20 protein-coding genes and 1 pseudogene are annotated in these 17,882 nt (G+C 25.6%); 20 read left to right on the top strand and 1 reads right to left on the bottom strand.

Annotated elements, in window-relative coordinates; all coding sequences use genetic code 11:
* The 5 genes from rpsD to AWT63_RS05735 are packed head-to-tail and all read left to right on the top strand — an operon-like array spanning window position 1 to window position 2,701.
* Complete coding sequence (gene rpsD, locus AWT63_RS05755) at window positions 1-588, top strand: 30S ribosomal protein S4 (RefSeq protein WP_068269067.1); 588 nt, start codon at window positions 1-3, stop codon at window positions 586-588.
* Window positions 589-630: 42 nt separating this feature from the next.
* Entirely contained in the window at window positions 631-1,599 is a 969-nt protein-coding gene (locus AWT63_RS05750) for a DNA-directed RNA polymerase subunit alpha (protein WP_068269063.1), read from the top strand.
* 21 nt (window positions 1,600-1,620) lie between these two features.
* The gene (gene rplQ, locus AWT63_RS05745) at window positions 1,621-1,995 is read left to right on the top strand and encodes a 50S ribosomal protein L17 (protein ID WP_068269058.1); all 375 of its coding nucleotides are present in this window, start codon (window positions 1,621-1,623) and stop codon (window positions 1,993-1,995) included.
* 50 nt (window positions 1,996-2,045) lie between these two features.
* Window positions 2,046-2,492 (top strand): GNAT family N-acetyltransferase, encoded by a 447-nt coding sequence (locus AWT63_RS05740; RefSeq protein WP_197407541.1) that lies wholly within the window; start codon window positions 2,046-2,048, stop codon window positions 2,490-2,492.
* An 11-nt stretch (window positions 2,493-2,503) separates the two neighbouring features.
* The gene (locus tag AWT63_RS05735; protein ID WP_068269052.1) at window positions 2,504-2,701 is read left to right on the top strand and encodes a PspC domain-containing protein; all 198 of its coding nucleotides are present in this window, start codon (window positions 2,504-2,506) and stop codon (window positions 2,699-2,701) included.
* Window positions 2,702-2,730: 29 nt separating this feature from the next.
* Here AWT63_RS05735 and AWT63_RS05730 read toward each other — a convergent pair whose 3' ends face one another.
* Entirely contained in the window at window positions 2,731-3,354 is a 624-nt protein-coding gene (locus tag AWT63_RS05730; RefSeq protein WP_068269049.1) for a helix-turn-helix domain-containing protein, read from the bottom strand.
* 207 nt (window positions 3,355-3,561) lie between these two features.
* On the opposite strand from AWT63_RS05730, the gene mraZ reads away from it, so the two are divergent.
* The 15 genes and pseudogenes from mraZ to AWT63_RS05665 all read left to right on the top strand — a co-directional run.
* Window positions 3,562-3,978, top strand: a complete 417-nt coding sequence (gene mraZ, locus AWT63_RS06365; protein ID WP_068269046.1) for a division/cell wall cluster transcriptional repressor MraZ — start codon at window positions 3,562-3,564, stop codon at window positions 3,976-3,978.
* A gap of 9 nt (window positions 3,979-3,987) precedes the next feature.
* Entirely contained in the window at window positions 3,988-4,914 is a 927-nt protein-coding gene (gene rsmH, locus AWT63_RS05720; protein WP_068269043.1) for a 16S rRNA (cytosine(1402)-N(4))-methyltransferase RsmH, read from the top strand.
* Window positions 4,911-5,234 carry a hypothetical protein gene (locus AWT63_RS05715; RefSeq protein WP_068269040.1) on the top strand — a complete coding sequence of 108 codons (324 nt, stop codon included), beginning with the start codon at window positions 4,911-4,913 and terminating at the stop codon, window positions 5,232-5,234. Before rsmH ends, AWT63_RS05715 begins: the two co-directional genes overlap by 4 nt.
* 508 nt (window positions 5,235-5,742) lie before the next feature.
* On the top strand, window positions 5,743-5,892 hold the full coding sequence (locus AWT63_RS06635) for a hypothetical protein (protein ID WP_197407865.1): 150 nt from the start codon (window positions 5,743-5,745) through the stop codon (window positions 5,890-5,892).
* A 309-nt stretch (window positions 5,893-6,201) separates the two neighbouring features.
* Window positions 6,202-6,906, top strand: a complete 705-nt coding sequence (locus AWT63_RS05710; protein WP_068269038.1) for an ABC transporter ATP-binding protein — start codon at window positions 6,202-6,204, stop codon at window positions 6,904-6,906.
* A 4-nt stretch (window positions 6,907-6,910) separates the two neighbouring features.
* Window positions 6,911-8,824: a hypothetical protein gene (locus AWT63_RS05705; RefSeq protein WP_068269035.1), complete on the top strand. Its 1,914-nt coding sequence runs from the start codon at window positions 6,911-6,913 to the stop codon at window positions 8,822-8,824.
* A 159-nt stretch (window positions 8,825-8,983) separates the two neighbouring features.
* A complete protein-coding gene (locus AWT63_RS06355) occupies window positions 8,984-9,145 on the top strand; it encodes a hypothetical protein (RefSeq protein ID WP_197407864.1) in 162 nt (53 codons plus the stop codon).
* 167 nt (window positions 9,146-9,312) lie between these two features.
* On the top strand, window positions 9,313-9,567 hold the full coding sequence (locus tag AWT63_RS05700; protein ID WP_068269033.1) for an ATP-binding cassette domain-containing protein: 255 nt from the start codon (window positions 9,313-9,315) through the stop codon (window positions 9,565-9,567).
* A 353-nt stretch (window positions 9,568-9,920) separates the two neighbouring features.
* The gene (locus AWT63_RS05695) at window positions 9,921-10,703 is read left to right on the top strand and encodes a BglG family transcription antiterminator (RefSeq protein WP_068269030.1); all 783 of its coding nucleotides are present in this window, start codon (window positions 9,921-9,923) and stop codon (window positions 10,701-10,703) included.
* A complete protein-coding gene (locus tag AWT63_RS05690; protein WP_068269027.1) occupies window positions 10,697-11,842 on the top strand; it encodes a BglG family transcription antiterminator in 1,146 nt (381 codons plus the stop codon). Before AWT63_RS05695 ends, AWT63_RS05690 begins: the two co-directional genes overlap by 7 nt.
* Entirely contained in the window at window positions 11,835-12,143 is a 309-nt protein-coding gene (locus AWT63_RS05685) for a PTS sugar transporter subunit IIA (protein WP_082680471.1), read from the top strand. Before AWT63_RS05690 ends, AWT63_RS05685 begins: the two co-directional genes overlap by 8 nt.
* Window positions 12,144-12,261: 118 nt before the next feature.
* Window positions 12,262-12,540, top strand: coding sequence for a PTS sugar transporter subunit IIB (locus AWT63_RS05680; protein WP_068269023.1), 279 nt, complete (start codon window positions 12,262-12,264; stop codon window positions 12,538-12,540).
* Between the two features lie 147 nt (window positions 12,541-12,687).
* Window positions 12,688-13,908: pseudogene (locus AWT63_RS05675) on the top strand (PTS ascorbate transporter subunit IIC).
* A 5-nt stretch (window positions 13,909-13,913) separates the two neighbouring features.
* The gene (locus tag AWT63_RS05670) at window positions 13,914-14,618 is read left to right on the top strand and encodes a transaldolase (RefSeq protein ID WP_068269019.1); all 705 of its coding nucleotides are present in this window, start codon (window positions 13,914-13,916) and stop codon (window positions 14,616-14,618) included.
* 474 nt (window positions 14,619-15,092) lie between these two features.
* Window positions 15,093-17,882, top strand: a 2,790-nt coding sequence (locus AWT63_RS05665) for a hypothetical protein (protein ID WP_082680470.1), incomplete at its 3' end; no start/stop codon positions are given.

Raw genomic sequence — 17,882 nt, 5'->3', positions numbered from 1 at the left:
ATGGCAAGAAATACACAACCCGTTCTAAAAAAATGTAGAACACTTGGACTTGATCCAGTTGTATTAGGAGTAAATAAAAAATCAAAAAGAAATATAAGACCAAATGCAAATAAGAAACTGACAGAATATGGAATACAATTAAGAGAAAAACAAAAAGCTAAATTTGTTTATGGAGTTATGGAAAAACAATTCTATAAATTATATGAAGAAGCTACTAGAAAAGAAGGAGTAACAGGGGAACTTTTACTTCAATATCTAGAAAGAAGATTAGATAATGTAGTATATAGATTAGGTTTAGGAGCAACAAGAAGACAAGCAAGACAATTAGTAAACCACGGACATATACTTGTAAATGGAAAAAGAGTAGACGTTGCATCATATAGAGTTAAACAAGGTGATGTAATTGAAATGAAAGAAAATTCAAAAGAATTAGATGTAGTAAAAAATTCTTTAGGTTCAAAAGCTATACCAGCTTGGCTTGAATTAGAAGAAGCAAAAAGAGCAGGGAAAGTTTTAGAAAATCCAACAAGAGATGTTGTTGATTTTGAAATTGATGAAGCAATGATAATAGAATTCTATTCAAGATAATAATAATTGTTATAATATATCTAACTAAGGAGTTGATTTATCTTGCTAAATATAGAAAAGATAGCTAAAAATATAAAATTAACAGAAGAAAAAAGCAGTAAATATGCAGCCCAATATACTTTAGAACCACTTTATAGAGGTTATGGTAATACAATAGGAAATGCCTTAAGAAGAATATTATTATCTTCAATACCTGGTTCAGCTATAAAAGGTTTAAGAATTGAAGGAGTTCTAAATGAATTTTCTACAATTGAAGGTGTAAAAGAAGCTGTTACTGACATAATTTTGAATGTTAAAGAAATTATAATAGAGCTTGATGAACCAGGTGAAAAAAAGATGTCTTTATCTGTTAAAGGACCTAAAGTTATAACTGCTGCTGACATAACGCCTGAATTAGGAATAAATATAATTAATCCTGATCAAGTAATAGCAACAGTAACAACAGATAGAGAAATAAATATGGAGTTTTTAGTTGATTCTGGAGAAGGCTTTGTTGTTTCAGATGAAATAAACAAAGATGGTTGGCCATTAGATTTCTTAGCAGTTGATGCAATATATACTCCAATAAAAAAAGTAAATTATATAGTTACAGATACCATGGTTGGACGTGTAACAAATTATGATAAATTAATACTTGAAATTGAAACAGATGGTTCTGTTGAAATTTATGATGCATTATCATATGCGGTTGAATTACTTCTTACACACGTAAAACCGTTTACAAATATAGGAACTTCTATGGCAAAATATAGAGGGGATAGTGACGATGAATTAGTTACAACTACAGATATACGTAACGCTTATTCAGATTTAAAAATTGAAGAATTACAATTTTCAGTAAGAGCTTATAATGGTTTAAAAAGAGCCAATATAAACACAGTTTCTGATTTATCTAAAATGACTTTAGCTGAATTAGAAAAAATCAAAAATCTTGGTAAAGTTTCTTTAAATGAGATAATTGAAAAGTTAAAAGAGTGTGGCTTTGACGTAGAAAGTAATTCAAGAGACTAAGATTGGAGGTTAGTACTTAAAATGAATCATAATAAATCATATAGAAAATTAGGAAGAAGAACGGATCATAGATTAGCGATGTTAAAAAATATGACAATTTCTTTAGTAACAGCTGAAAAAATTGAAACAACAGTAACAAGAGCTAAAGAACTTAGAAAATTTGCAGAAAAAGCTATAACTTTAGGAAAGAAATTCAATGCAACTGATGATACTGCAAGACAAATACATTTAAGAAGACAAGCATTTGCATTCTTAAGAAATGAAGCAGCAGTTGTTAAGATATTCAAAGAAATTGCTCCTAGATATATGGAAAGAAATGGTGGATACACAAGAATCATCAAAACTGATGTAAGGCGTGGAGATTCTGCTGAAATGGCAATAATTGAATTAGTTTAATAAATAAATTCTCCCATTTATATGGGAGTTTTTTTTAAAAGGAAATAATTATGAATCTAATAATTAGAAAAATAAAAGAAAAAGATAAAGATATTTATTTGCAATTAACAAATGAATTTTATAATTCAAATGCAGTACTTCATACAGTACCTAACCATTATTTTACAGATACTTTTAACTATTTAATGAAAACTGATACGTATGCTTCTTGTTACATTTTAGAATGTAATAATGAGGTTTCTGGGTACTGTTTAGTATCAAAAACCTATTCACAAGAAGTGTCAGGTATGGTATTATTAATTGAAGAGGTATATATAAGAGAGAAATTTAGAGGTCAAGGTATAGGAACAAAAGTATTTGAATTTTTAAAAGAAAGTTATAGCGACTATAAAAGATTAAGACTAGAAGTAGAGAAGAAAAATACTGAAGCAAAAAAATTATATGAAAAAATTGACTTTAAAATTTTAGATTATTTACAAATGGTAATTGATAATTAGGAGGTGTATATATGCCAGTTAAAAAATTATATCGTAGTAGAAAAAACAGAATAATTTTTGGAATTGCAGGTGGAATTGGAGAATTTCTTGATGTTGATCCGACTATAATAATAATATTGTGGTTACTATCTGCATTTTTAGGAGCTCCTATTATATTTTACATTTTACTTTTATTTGTAATACCAGAAAAACCAAATTACTGGGGTTAAAATTAAAAAGACACAGCTGTGTCTTTTTTTTATAAGTCGATTATTACTTTTACAACTTTTCCATATTCAACAAATTCATCATATTCATTAACTATCATATCATCATAATTATCATTTAAAGAATGAAGGATTAATTTTCCATTTCCAATTTTTTTCTGTTTAACAAAATTTTCGCCATTTAATCTAAATGCCCCAATTTCATTATTTTCTATAAGTACATTTTGCTTTATAACTATAGTTGAATTATTAGGTATTCTTGGAAACATGCTATCTCCTTTTACTTTGAATGCAAAATATGTTTTTTCATCTCCTCTAACAATAGCAGGAATAAAATCAACGAAATCAGTATCAAGCCTTCCATATCCTGCACTTATACTTGAATATAAAGGAATCATGCTAACATTTTCATATTTATCATAAGAAATATTAGTATATGTATTTGAACGCTTTATATTTGAATATCCCATAAGATAATCCATATCTACTTTAAATAATTCACATATTTCTTTTAATACATTAAATTTAGGCTGTCTAAGTCCATTTTCATACATTGATATAGCACTTTTGGTTACTTTTAGTTTATCGGCTAATTCTTGTTGAGTTAATTTAGACTGACTTCTTAATAGTATTAACCGCTCATTTTTCTTAGGCATATTTTGCACCTCCTTTTTCTAATATAGTGTACACTAAAAGTAAACAAAAAGCAATATTTATAAATAAAATAGCAAAAATATGTGAAAAATATAGTTTTTTCTACTAAATTGTAAATAAATGATGTTGCTTTTAGCAAAATAATAATGTATATTCTATTAAGAGTGGGAAAAAATGGAAAAAAGTGGAAGATTGTGGGGTGAGATTATATGTTTATTGGTGAATTTAATTGTAAAATGGATTCAAAAGGTAGAATAACTTTTCCAGCTAAATTTAGAGAACAATTAACAGATAATTTTGTCATCACAAGAGGACTTGATAACTGTATCAATTTATTTACACTTGAAAAATGGAATGAACAAACTAAACAAATTGAAAATATGAAGTATACAAATAAAAATCATAGAGCATATTCAAGATTTATATTATCAGCTGCAACAGAGTTAAATTTTGATACACAGGGAAGAATAAATATTCCGCAATCATTAATAGAATACTCTAAATTAGAAAAAGAAATCATAGTTACTGGAAATATTGACAGAATTGAAATTTGGTCTAAAGATGTTTGGAACAAATATCTTGAAGAAAATCTAGAAAATATTGAAGAATTAGCAGATGATATTTAAGGGGTATAAATGTATCATAAAGCCGTATTATATGATGAAGTAATTGAAAATATTATTTCAAATAAAGATAGCATATATTTAGACTGCACTTTAGGTGGTGGAGGTCATAGTAGAGGAATTTTAGAAAATTCATCAAAAAATTCAATTTTAATAGCAATAGATCAAGATCAAAACGCAATAAACTATGTTAAAGAAAATTTAAAAGAATATGAAAATAAAATGAAAATTTTTAAAAATAATTTTCAAAATATGGATACAGTTGTATACTTGGCAGGCTTTGATAAAGTTGACAGAATATTAATGGATATAGGAGTTTCTTCTAAACAATTAGATGATGTTGACAGAGGTTTCTCATATAAATATGATGCTAAATTAGATATGAGAATGAATGAAGAGCAAGAGCTTACAGCATATAAAGTAATAAATGAATATAGTGAAAAAGAATTAGCAGATATTATTTATAAATATGGTGAAGAACCAAAATCAAGAAAAATTGCAAACTATATCGTAAGAGCAAGACAAGAAAAAAATATAGAAACAACAGTTGAACTTGCGAATATAATTATAAAAGCAATAGGTAAAAAAATGAAAAAACACCCTGCAAAAAGAACTTTTCAAGCTATAAGAATATATGTAAATAATGAATTAGAAGTTTTAGAAAAAGCAATAGATAAAGCAATGAATTTATTAAATGATAATGGAAGACTTTTAATAATAACATTCCATTCATTAGAGGATAGAATTGTTAAGGAAAAGTTTAGATATTATGAAAATCCATGTACTTGTCCTAAAGATATACCAGTATGTATATGTAATAAAAAATCATATGGCAAGATTTTAAATAAAAAAGCAATTATAGCTAAACAAGATGAGCTTAATAAGAATAATAGAGCTCATTCAGCAAAACTTAGAATATTTGAAAGGAAAGAAAAATGAATAATATAAGAGTAAATGTAAAACAAAAGAGTGTAGCAATCCCTAAAATAAAGGCAAAGACGATAAATAAAACTTTAGTAGAAGTATTTTTAGCTTGTATATTAGTATTAATAATAGCATCAGCAAATATAATAACAGGAAATAGCCTTTATTCAAATGCACAAAGTAACGAAGCATTAAGAAAAGAATTAAAAGTATTAGAAAAAGAAAATTCAAGACTTGAAGTTGTTAAAGCAAATATACAAAATATTCGTGAAATACAACAAAAATCTGAAGAATTAGGGTTTGTATATAATCAAAAAATAAATTATGTTAAATAGGCACTGTAACTGCTGTAATTTTAGTGGTTACAGTTTTTTTTATTTAAGGAGATTCAAATTTGATTTTTTAATAAAAACATGGTATCACCATATTAGAAAAAATTATTGATCATAACAGGCGTGTAACAAATATTTTAAAATTTAACTGCTGTTTGCACTTATTTTGCTAATTTCTTAAATTAAGAGATAGTAACGACCCATATATACTGTCATGATCTTATAAATAATATGGAATAGAAAATAATAAAATGTAGTTTTTTAACTGTAAGTATATTATACGAGGAGGTAAAAATATCAGAAGTTATATAGGAAAGAATATGAGTATAAATTCAGAGAGAACAGTATTAAAGAGAGTAGGGTGCATAATAGAAAATCCGTTTTTTTATCCTAATTTAACAGGGACTGAACTAAATTAAGAGGAATAGATCAACTTTCTGTGAAGAAAGCTTTAGAATTGGTAAATTTACCATATAAAGATAAAAAGCTATTTTCGAAGTATTCATTGTGAATGAAGAAGAGATTAGCTATTGCAAATGCAATTATGCATAATCCCGATATTTTGGTTTTGGATGAATCCATAAATGGGTTAGATCCTATTGGTATTGCAGAGGTAAAGTATATTGATATCAAGATATCTTATCCGAATTGGAGAGTTTAGCCGATCGTATAGGGATTATTGATTCTGGAAAATTTAAGAAATCATAGTGCAAGAATGGAAAAATAAAGAAAATAGTGGTGTTCGAGTTTTTGTAAGAAAAATTGAGAGAGCCAAAATACTACTGTATGCCAAGGGAATAGGTTCAGAGTGTATTTCTGAGTTTAATGAAATTTTTAAATAATAATTTGGAAGGGAATTTTACTATCATAAGAAAATTTTTTTGAAAAAATCAAAAGATATTATAAGTTTAGTTTAACTTAATTAATGATTTAAAGACAGGTGTAACAAATTGTTAGGAGTGAGAAATGAATGATAATTAAATTGGAAAATGTTAGTAAATCATATTCTGATAAGAATATATTAAAAAATATAAATCTTGATGTTATTCAAGGAGAAAGAGTGGTGATACTTGGAAAGAGTGGAAGTGGAAAAACAACGTTATTAAATATAATATCAACTATAGATACAAATTATGAAGGGAATATATATGTATACGATAAATGTTTACGTAAATTAAAAAATTTTGAGCTGTCTGAGTTGCGACGAGATAAACTAGGATTTATTTTCCAAGATTTTGGGCTTTTAGAGAATTTTAATGTTGAAGAAAATATATTACTTCCTACCAGAAGTGCAGGGATTGATATAAAAAAAGATGAATATTTTAATAAACTTATAAAAGTGCTCAATATTAAGGATTTCTTGTTAAAATATCCTTCAGAACTATCTGGTGGAGAGAAACAAAGAGTTGCTATTGCTAGAGCTATTATTAAGAGACCTACACTAGTTATTGCTGATGAGATTACATCTGCACTGGATATTCAAACTTCTAGAGAACTTATCAGATACTTAGATGCAGTAGTTACCAAATTTAACATAACCTTATTGATGGTAACTCATGATCTTAATATTGCTAAAGTTTGTAATTCGGTATATTTTATAAAAGATAAAAAGTTGATTAAACTTAGTGATTTAGAGAAGGCGAAAGCATTATTTTTTGAAGGTGGTGAAATTTAAATAAATGCAGAATAATAGAGGTGATAAAAAATATTATTACATGTTTAGCATGTCCTTGATATTTATGTTTTTTTATTCCGTTCTTATTTTAATAAATAACGAAAAAATATATGAATTAGCAGATAATATGGAAGAGGTTAAAAGCCTATTTCCTTTAATAGTTATTGTTGCATTTATTGTTTCAATGAAATTTGCAATGGATGGAATAATGCATGTTTTAATAAATCATAAAGAAAAGTTAGGAATATATTCTTTGGCGGGTTGTAAGAATATTTACTTGGCTTATATTATAACAGTTGATTTGGTAAAAAGTGTATTTTTAGCATCAATTTTTGGAGCAGTGTTAGGAATTGTATATAGCTACTTTATAATCTCACTTTTAGAATTAATATTTGGAATTTCGAATATATCTGTAAATATTATAGGCATAAAAATTATGCTTGAATATTGCTTCTTGATTGTATCTGTAATACAAACTAATTATTTTATAGCATGTCTAATCCTTAACAAAAAGGATATTAAAGATTTAATGTATCATGAAAATATTTTAAAAGTTGAAGACGCTATTATAAAAAGAACAAATATACAACAGTATTCAATTATTACGCTTTGCATATTATACTTAACCGTTTTTTTTATTTTGTTATCAATAAAGAATATAACTTACAGTGTAAGCATATATTATATTATGATTAGCTTGGTGCTTATAAGTTGTGTTATTTATAGAATTACTAAAATTATACTTATAGTAAAATTGAATAGAAATTTGAAATTTTTGCCAAGGAAACTTTTTGAATATGTTTTTTCGAATGAGGTAAAAAGAAATTGGAAAAATTATTATACAAATCAGTGTATATCTATAACGATTCTTTCTTTAGCTTGTGTGCTTTTATTTGTATCACTGACAATTGGATATTCATATAAAGAAAATATTGCTAAGGAAGCTCCTTTTGATTTAGCGATATCAGTTGATGCTAAAAATGTTAGCTTTGCAGATGTAAAGAAGAATATAGATGCTGAAAATATATCTGATGAAATTGAATATAAGATATACTTGAATGAAGACATGGAAAAAAGTAATTTACCTAAACAGTTTATAAAACTTAGTGATTACAACTATTTGCGTAAATTACTAAAAAAAGAACCAATTAATTTGGAGAAGAAGCAATACTTAATACAGGTAGAAGATGTTTCAGTTGAAAATAAAATTAAAAAGGAAGTTCATGATACTCAACGTATAATAAAGAATGAAAAGTATTTTATGAATAAAGAAATACAAAATTTTCCATTTTTACAGTCTAACATAAATGGTCAATTTGAATTACTTGTATTCAATGACGAAGAGATTGACAGAATGAATCTTCCTGTAATAAGAAATGTATTTATAGTAGAATTTAACAATAAACCTGCCCCACAATTAAAGAGAAAATTATTTGAAGTATTAAATTCGTCGTCTAATTTAGTGATAGATAGGGATAAGGACCATATAACAATTAAAGTTGTTTTAAAAGAATGGACTAGATTAAATGGTTTAGTTGCATTATCTATATTTACAATTTTTGGTATTTTTTTAGGATCTATTTTAATGCTGATAGCCATTAGTAATATTGCATTTTTTAGTATTAAAAATTTGGAAAAAATTGATAGAGAAAACAAAATATATTTTAATCTTGGTTGGAATTCGGAAGAGATTAACAGGTATAATACTTATAGAATTAAGAAATATTATGAAAATTCTATATATATGACATTATTAAGTTTGGTTATTGCTACTATCTCACTATACTTATTGGTGAAAGATTATTTAGATAAAGATATGTATATTTTGGTGTTTAGCATAGTCTCGTTTTGTTTGTATTTGTTTATTATGATTGGTTATAGGATAAGTTTACTAAGAATCTTATATGACAGAAAATAATAGTATTGTTAGATATAATAAAAAAATTTAGAAATTTTAAAATAGAGCAAGCAATATGTTTCGGATTTTCTTTTATTAGCATATTATTGATGTTAACACTACCTTATGTGTTAAAAACAATAGGGTTAAATTGAAAAAAATTATTTGCTCAAAAAAATAATGGATATACCTGATAAAATTAGAAATATCAATGGAGAATTTCTTTCTAAATATACCACCGGAAAGGTTGTTAATTTTATAAGTGATGATTTAGAACAAATCGGTGCTTCTTTTACAATAATATTTTTTGATGGGGATTTTTGCGTCTATATTTTTAATTAACATGAATATTAAATTATTCGGTATATTGATAGTATAGTATTCTATGCAAGGCGTTCAATAATTGAGGAATTAAATACACAAATGAAATTTTAAAGGATGTTAATTTGCATGACAAAATAAGCCGATTGGAAAAGGGAATAGATTCTATTATTGATTAAGAGTTTTCTATGTCAGTAGGAGAAAAACAAAGATTATGTTTGGCTAAAGCACTGCTGAAAAACAAAGATGTATTGATATTGGATGAATTCACATCAAATTTAGACATATGTAACGAAGAAGAAATTACAAAAAATATTTTGAAGAGTTTGAATGACAAAATTGTGATTGTAATAACTCGTAGATTTAAAGTGTTAGACTATTGTGATGTGGTTTATGAAACTAAGGATGGATGTTGTAATATTATCTTACAAGATAAAATCTGACATGATACCCCATAAGTAGAAAAGGAAAATAACCAAAACTACTTATGGAGTTTTTTTATTGAAAAATCACCATATACCCTAGAGTTTAAAGCACAGATATCACAAAAATATTTTGATGGATTTGGTTCATATGAATCTTTATCAAAAAGATATAGAATTTGAATAACTACATTAATTCACTGGATTTTGTTGGGATTTTTGTTGAAAAAAGGAAGTTTAAATTTTTGCTTTCTTTACCTAGCTTATTTTGCAACAGATTCTTTTTTGAATATTTTTTGCACTATTTTATGTAATATATTTGAAATTTACTTTATGTTTTTTTTAGTTATACTGGTAATAAAGTAGGTGATAGAATGTTACGGGAAAGAGAAAGAGAAATTATAAATTTATTTTTAAGTAGTGAAAATGAAATAATTGAGAACTATTTAAAATATTTAAATATTAGTAAAAGAACTTTTTGGTATTATTTAAAAGGCATAAATACAGTATTATTAAAAGAAAAATTAAATAAAATACGTGTAAAAAATAATACAGTAATTTTTTATAAAAATGATATGAAAAAATTACTAGATAAATATTGTAATAATCAAAATATGTCTAAAAATAGTATAAAAAATTTAATATTTTTATATGCTGTTTTTTCTAAACTAGGACTTAATATATCAAAATTATCATCTACCATATATATTTCAAGAAACACAATTAGCTATATGATAAGAAATTTAAATTATGAATATAAAGATGGAAGATTTATTAATCTTAAATTAAAAGATAGAGCAAAATTGTTATATGACATACTAAATGATAATGATATAAGCAAATATACGTATGTTGTAATTGAAAAAGACATAATAAATAAAATAAAAGAATTTATAAATAAAGTATCAAATAAAATTGATTTAAAATTAAATTATTCTTTATATATTAATTTAATATCATATATTTATTGTTATATTACTTTTGAACAAAGTGATAAACCGAATAATTTTGTTAATTATAAAGAATTTAAAATAATTTCTGATATATATATTAGTTGTTTTAATAATAAAGATAAAGTTAATTCAATTTCTGATTTAATAATTGGTTTATCCCTAATACCTGATATAGAATCTTGGATAAATGAAAGTTTTTGTTAGGAAAATTAATATATTCAGTAAGTAAAAGAATAAATGTAGATTTAACAAAAGATCAAATTTTATATAATTTTCTTTTATCGCATTTAAAGATTGCAATATATAGACTTAAAAAAAATATTTCATTGGATAATACATATTATGTTGATTTAATAAATAAACATGACAAAATGTTTCATTTAATTACTGAAGAAATACAGGAGATAGAAAAAATATACAATATAGTATTTACAAAAATTGAAATATCATTATTATGTTTTCATTTTAATGCTTCATTAGAAAGGGTAATTTATAAAGATAGAAAAAAAGTTGTATTAGTCTGTGCATTAGGATATGGTAGTTCAAAAGTTTTAGAATATAATTTGAAAGAAAATTTTGATATAGATATATTAGATGTCTTACCTATACATATGTTAAATGAAAGTTTGTTAAATGATAAAAATATTGATTATATTTTAACTACATCAGATTTAGATAACATTAATGCGATAAAAATAAATCCCTTATTAAAAGAAGAAGATTATAAAAAACTTATGAACTTAGGAATAAAAAATAAAAAGAGAAAAATTTTAGTTGATAGTTTCGTAGAAGACATTAAAAATAATTTAGGTGTTGAAAATAAAGAATTAAAAAAATATTTATTAAAAATATATGGTGAATATTTTTATACAAATCAAATGAAATATAGTTTTTTAATTAATATGATAAATGAAAATAATGTTAGGGTTATTAATAGTATTCCTACATTTGAGGAGGCTATAAAGGAAGTAGGAAATATACTTATAAAAAATAAAACTTGTAGCGTAAAATATGTAAATGGAATGATAGAAAATGTTAGAAAATTTGGTTCGTATATTATTGTTGAAGACGGTATTGCTATACCTCATTCTAATCTTGAAACAGAAGCATATAAAACAGATTTTTCTATACTTATATTAAAAAAATTTATAAAATTTGGAAATAAAAAAGCAAAAATTTTTTTTGGATACAGTAGTACAAATAAATATGAACATTTAAGCTTTTTAAAAGAATTTTATAATTTAATACTTAACAAGGATTTTTTAGACAATTTAGATAATATTAATAATGCAAATGATTTTATAAATTACTTAATTCAAAGTGAGGTTCAATATAATGTTTAATAAAAATAATACTATAATTTTAGATAAAGTATCTGATTGGAGAGAAAGTATAAAAGAGGCGTCTAATCCATTAATAAAAAATGGAAATATAAATTGGAATTATGTAGATAAAATAATTGAAAACATCAATAAATTTGGATTTTATATAGTTTTAGATGAATATGTTGCCATACCTCATGCTAGACCTGAAGATGGAGTATGTGAAACAGGAATTTCATTTTTAAAATTAAATAATTCAGTTTTATATGGAAATGAAAAAGTATATTTAATATTTGTAATTGCAGCAAAAAATGCAGATTAACATATAAATATTTTAAAAAGATTGATGGATATAATACAAAATAAAAAACTTAAAGATTCATTAATAAAATCAAATAATGAAATTGATATAATAAATATTTTAAATGGGGTTAACTAATATGAAAATAGTAACAATATGTGGTAATGGTATAGGAAGCTCACTTATGTGTAAACTAAAAATTGAAGAAATTCTTGAAGAAGAAAGTATTCTAGGCGTAGTAGTAGAATCTTCAGATTTTAATTCAGCACTTTCAAAAGGAGCAGGTCTTTATGTCAGTGCTCTAGAATTAATTGAACAATTACCAAAAGAGGTTGAATCGGTAGTTATAAGAAGTTACGTGAATAAAAAGAAAATAAAAGAAGATGTAATTATAAAAATTAGAGAGTTATTAAAATAAAGGAGGAAATTATTATGAGTCATTTTCTTAGTTTTTTAAGAGATATATTAAAGGAACCTGCATTACTTTTAGGTATAGTTTCGTTAATAGGTTTAGTTTCACTTAGAAATATTAGTGGGAACTTTAGGACCTATATTAGGGTATATAATGCTTGGAATAGGAGCTGGAGCTATTGTATCTAGTTTAGATCCTTTGGGAAAATTAATAGAACATGGATTTAAGATTAGTGGCGTAATACCAAATAATGAAGCGGTAGTTGCAACAGCACAAAAATTATTTGGTATAGAAACAATGTCAATATTAGTTACAGGTCTTATTATAAACATATTAATAGCTAGATTTACAAAATATAAATATGTATTTTTAACAGGACATCATAGCTTTTTTATGGCATGTTTATTATCAGCAGTTTTAGGTGCATTAGGATTTAGAAGCTATTCATTAATATTATTAGGTGGATTTTTCCTAGGAGCTTGGTCTGCAATATCGCCAGCTATTGGTCAAAATTATACTTTAAAAGTAACTGATAATGATGAAATAGCTATGGGACATTTTGGAAGTTTAGGATATTATTTATCTGCATTCATAGGAAGTAAAGTTGGAGATTCAAAAGAAAGTACAGAAGATATCAAAATACCTGAACAATTTGGATTTTTAAGAAATACAACTATATCAACTGCTATAACAATGTTAATATTTTAAATAGTGTGTGGTTTAGTTGCGAGCTTTTCATTTGTTTTAACTCTTTCTGATGGTCAGCCACCTTTGGTTTTCTTAGTAATGACATCATTTAAATTTGCTATAGGAGTTACTATTGTTTATTCAGGTGTAAGAATGATATTAACTGATTTAATCCCTGCATTTCAAGGTATAGCTAAAAAAGTAATACCTAATGCAATTCCGGCAATAGATTGTGCTGTATTTTTTACATATGCACAAACTGCTGTTATAATTGGATTCATATTTAGTTTTTTAGGTGGAATAATAGGAATGTTAATTTTAGGTTTTTCAGGTTCCATTTTGATTATACCAGGTTTAGTACCTCATTTTTTCTGCGGAGCAACAGCAGGTATATATGGAAATGCAACAGGAGGTAAAAAAGGAGCTATAATTGGTTCATTTTTCAATGGTTTATTAATTACATTTTTACCTGCTTTATTATTACCTGTACTAGGGAAATTGGGATTTGCAAATACAACATTTGGAGATTCAGACTTTGGAGTTTTAGGAATACTTTTAGGAAAATTTGGAACTATAGGTAATTTAGGAATATATATAATAGTGGTTATAATTCTTGCAATTTTAATAATTCCTAATTTTATTAAAACTAAATCAAATGTTATTAATTATATTGAAGAAGGTGAGTAATAAAAATGAGTATAAACATATATGCAGATGGTGCAATATTAGAAGATATGTTAGAACTTTACAATAATTATCCATTTATCAAAGGTTTTACAACTAATCCAAGCTTAATGAAAAAAGCAGGAATAAAAAATTATGAGGAATTTGCACGAAAAGTTTTAGAAAATATAAAAGATGTTCCTATATCATTTGAAGTATTTTCAGATGACTTTGAAACTATGAAAAAAGAAGCTGAGATAATATCATCTTGGGGAGACAATGTTTATGTAAAAATTCCAATAATGGATTCAAGAGGAGTTTATTCAAATGATGTTATAACGTATTTATCAAATAAGGGAATAAAGTTAAATATAACAGCTATATTAACGCTTGAGCAAGTTAAACTTGCTGTAAATTGTTTTAAAGATGGTACTAAAAATATAGTTTCAGTTTTTGCAGGAAGAATATCTGATTCAGGCAGAGATGCTACAATTTATATGAAACAAGCAAAAGAAATATGTAATAGAAAAAATGGAGTAGAACTTTTATGGGCAAGTCCAAGAGAAGCTTATAATATAGTTCAAGCAGATGAACTTGGAGTAGATATAATAACAGTTACAAAAGATTTAATATTGAAGTATTCGAAATTTGGGAAAGATTTAGAACAAATATCGAAAGAAACAGTACAAATGTTTGTTGATGATGCTAAGAGGTTAGGATATACTATTATATAAAATATTAATGAAATCTTCCATTCATAATAATGAGTGGAAGTTTTTTTATAAAACACATAAATATTATTGACAAAAATTTATAAAGTTAAATATCAAAATAGATGACTTTGAATTTATATTAATTATGAGAGCTTCAGGTTCAGGAAAATAGTTGATGTAAAGTTGTTTTCAATAGAAACTTTGATTTAGTTAAAGATATATTTTATAAATTTTCTTTTAATTTTTCAATCTTGTATTTATTTTTTTATATTATTTAATTTTCAGAGAAAATTTTTAAATCAACAAATACAATTAAATTATGGCAATAAAAGTGTTAGGACTTTGCATGTTAAAAGATGGAAGTCCTACTTTTTTTGTTAGTAAGTTTCACATATTGGTAAAATTAGTGGTAGATAAATTTTTATAAAATGTTTTTTTATTATGATATAATAAACGCGATTAAAACAAAAAAATTAAAATGAAAAGAGAAAAAACATGAAGAAAAATAAAAAATTACTACTGTCATTAGCGGCATTAAGTGCATCGACGATGACATATACAAAGGTTGAAGACAAGGTAAAGGCAGAAATTACCTTTGGAATTGATACCCATTTTGGAGCAGACGCAGCAGAGAGGGTATCAAGAATGGCATTTCCAGCAATGGATCTAATATTTGCAAAAAAAGTACAAGATTACGACAAAAAGAAAGAACCGAAAAATCAAAGTGTAGGAGAAACAGCACAACAAACATCGAGGAATTACTATTTACCAAAATATCCAGAAAATAGAGACTTAGACTTAGCAATAAGATATATATCAAAAGAATACAAGTTTAGAAAAAGACTTGGAATAAAACTTAGTGAAGATTATTTTGGATTAAGATTAGGATTAGATGTAATAGGAAAAGATAATGATTACGAAAACTTTATTGAGAAAAATGAAATAGATAAGTTAAGATTAACATTAACATCAGAGAATAAATATTTAAGTGGAACATTAAAGTATTACGTAATTGGAGAAGAAAAGAAAAAGTATGGAATAGATAAAATAGAAGAAGAGAAAGACAAGATAGGGAATAAAGAAGTAGACTACAATGTAACATTTAATCCATTAGCAGATTATCCGATACAAGCCTTTGTAAATGTAAGAGGACAAGGTAAAAGAGCAGAGATAAATCCAAGTTTGGGAGGAGCATACAAAGGTTTTTACTTTAACGCAGGGCCGGTATTTGCGACCAATAGAGAAAAATTAGATGTAAATGAAGAGATAGAAAATATATCATATGCAGCTCCTGGATACGATAAAATAGAGTATTTTAAGAAGTGGGAGAAGAAAAACGTAAATTTAAGCACTAAAAATGAATATGAAAAAGATAAAGCAGATTTAGAAAAAGCAGAAGTATCAGGATATAAGGGAACATATAGACTACTTGGATATTATTCAGGCTCATTATTTGGAGATAGCCCCGTAAAATTAGCAGTAAATACTTTTTTAGATGAGATACATAGTAATGATAAAACTAAACATATTTCAGGATTATTAAAAGATATTGAAAATGGAACAAATATTTTAGCTTTAGGTGTTAAGTATGGATTTCAATATCAAAAATTAATTAATGAAGCAAAAGATAAAGCTACAATAAACTTAATAGCAACAAAAGTAACACAAAAAATGCTAGATAGAGCAGGAATAGGATATGGAAGAAAAACTTCACATTTAGGACTAATAAAACAAGTTCCAAATGATTTTAAACAGCTATTTCCAGGTTTATTGCCTAACTTTGATTTATTTGGAATAAATCCAGGAATACTTGATCCAACATACCTATATTTCAACGGATTTACATATAATGATCCAAAAATACCGAATAATTTAGCTAAACCACTATCACTTAGTTTAACAAGTAAAGAACCAAAATCAGAAATGCCACAAGCATTAACGGTATCTAACGCAGAATATGAACTAAAAAATCGTTGGCATTACCTTGGAGAAGATTTATTTAATTATTCACTTCCAGATTTTGAAAATTATTATGGTTTTCAAACTTTAGCGAAAAATTTTACAGAAGGAAGTGGTTGGACTAAATTCATAAACATATTTAATGTGCCAGAAGCTTTAGGAAAAGCAACAGAATTATTGCAAAATCCATATGAGATGAGGGGAATAGACCTAACAAGAGCAATGTACTTTCATGCAAGTGAAAAAGAAAAAAATATATTTAAGGTAGAAGAAACACTTGCAAAAATTAAAACGGATTTAAAAGATATAAAAGATGTGAAACAAACAAATAATATATCAGCAAAATTAAATGCAGGTTATGTTGGAAATGGATATAGAATTGACCTACATTCAAGAATAAATGATAGAACAGATATTAAATCAGATGACAAAAAATTAGACTTTACAAAAATCCAACACACAGCAGGAATAAATGTACAAGGAATGTATAAAGGTTTCATAGCCCAAACGAGTTTAGATACAACTTACACTGATATTAATTTACAGTATAAAGTTAAAAATATTGAAAATAATAAAAATAAAAAAGAAAAGGAAAAAGAAAGAGAAATAGTATTAAAATATAAGGATCTTAATTTAGTAACACAAACATATTTAGGATACAGAATAAAAGCAGGTTCAAAATGGGATATAGATTTAGGATTATCACATTATGGTGAATATGGATATATAATGCCAGAAACATTTAAGGTAGATGGAAAAAATTATGAACTTTCTGTTGTTAAAAGAGATAGTAAAGGAAATCCTATAGATTTAAATGATAAATCTGTAGATGTAAGTAAAACTACAGAGAAACATCTAGTAGATGAGGCGTTTAAAAATAAGGAGAAAATTGAAGATAAGAAAAAAGAAAATTCAAAAAGAAAATTCAATGCAGACGATGCTTTACAAAAAGAGAAGAAACCATTAGAAAATTCATGGAGAAGTATATACAATATATTATCACCAGAAATAGGGGTAACATATAGACCATATAAGAGCTTTGAGATAAGAAATGAATTTCAGCTACCGGTAGCATTTAATAAGAATGAATTTTCAGGTGTTAATATAATGTATAAAACGGAATTTAAATATTTGCTAGGAAGTTCAGATTTTGATATATTTACAGATATGAATAAAGCCTTTAATTTAAGGACAAAAGGGAAAGTAGATGCTGGAGTAGAATTAGTAGAAAGAAATGGAGTATATGCAAATTACGATATATTTGCAGATTTATCAGCGGCAAAAGTAAGCTTATACGGAAAAAATCTAGATCCAAATATAGATTTA

Origin of the sequence: Caviibacter abscessus (assembly GCF_001517835.1) — a bacterium.
Classification (GTDB): Bacteria; Fusobacteriota; Fusobacteriia; order Fusobacteriales; family Leptotrichiaceae; genus Caviibacter; species Caviibacter abscessus.
The sequence above is the reverse complement of the archived record's forward strand: the minus strand, read 5'-3'. Positions and strand labels throughout refer to the sequence as shown.

Bases quoted from the DNA above. Each gene is read 5' to 3' on its own strand.
- AWT63_RS05730 (WP_068269049.1), bottom strand. From the start codon at position 3,354: ATGCCTAAGAAAAATGAGCGGTTAATACTATTAAGAAGTCAGTCTAAA.
- AWT63_RS05705 (WP_068269035.1), top strand. From the start codon at position 6,911: ATGCAGAATAATAGAGGTGATAAAAAATATTATTACATGTTTAGCATG.
- AWT63_RS05700 (WP_068269033.1), top strand. From the start codon at position 9,313: ATGTCAGTAGGAGAAAAACAAAGATTATGTTTGGCTAAAGCACTGCTG.
- AWT63_RS05685 (WP_082680471.1), top strand. From the start codon at position 11,835: ATGTTTAATAAAAATAATACTATAATTTTAGATAAAGTATCTGATTGG.
- AWT63_RS05695 (WP_068269030.1), top strand. From the start codon at position 9,921: ATGTTACGGGAAAGAGAAAGAGAAATTATAAATTTATTTTTAAGTAGT.
- mraZ (WP_068269046.1), top strand. From the start codon at position 3,562: ATGTTTATTGGTGAATTTAATTGTAAAATGGATTCAAAAGGTAGAATA.
- rpsD (WP_068269067.1), top strand. From the start codon at position 1: ATGGCAAGAAATACACAACCCGTTCTAAAAAAATGTAGAACACTTGGA.
- AWT63_RS05740 (WP_197407541.1), top strand. From the start codon at position 2,046: ATGAATCTAATAATTAGAAAAATAAAAGAAAAAGATAAAGATATTTAT.
- AWT63_RS06635 (WP_197407865.1), top strand. From the start codon at position 5,743: ATGAAGAAGAGATTAGCTATTGCAAATGCAATTATGCATAATCCCGAT.
- AWT63_RS05715 (WP_068269040.1), top strand. From the start codon at position 4,911: ATGAATAATATAAGAGTAAATGTAAAACAAAAGAGTGTAGCAATCCCT.
- AWT63_RS06355 (WP_197407864.1), top strand. From the start codon at position 8,984: ATGGATATACCTGATAAAATTAGAAATATCAATGGAGAATTTCTTTCT.
- AWT63_RS05710 (WP_068269038.1), top strand. From the start codon at position 6,202: ATGATAATTAAATTGGAAAATGTTAGTAAATCATATTCTGATAAGAAT.
- rsmH (WP_068269043.1), top strand. From the start codon at position 3,988: ATGTATCATAAAGCCGTATTATATGATGAAGTAATTGAAAATATTATT.
- AWT63_RS05670 (WP_068269019.1), top strand. From the start codon at position 13,914: ATGAGTATAAACATATATGCAGATGGTGCAATATTAGAAGATATGTTA.
- rplQ (WP_068269058.1), top strand. From the start codon at position 1,621: ATGAATCATAATAAATCATATAGAAAATTAGGAAGAAGAACGGATCAT.
- AWT63_RS05735 (WP_068269052.1), top strand. From the start codon at position 2,504: ATGCCAGTTAAAAAATTATATCGTAGTAGAAAAAACAGAATAATTTTT.
- AWT63_RS05680 (WP_068269023.1), top strand. From the start codon at position 12,262: ATGAAAATAGTAACAATATGTGGTAATGGTATAGGAAGCTCACTTATG.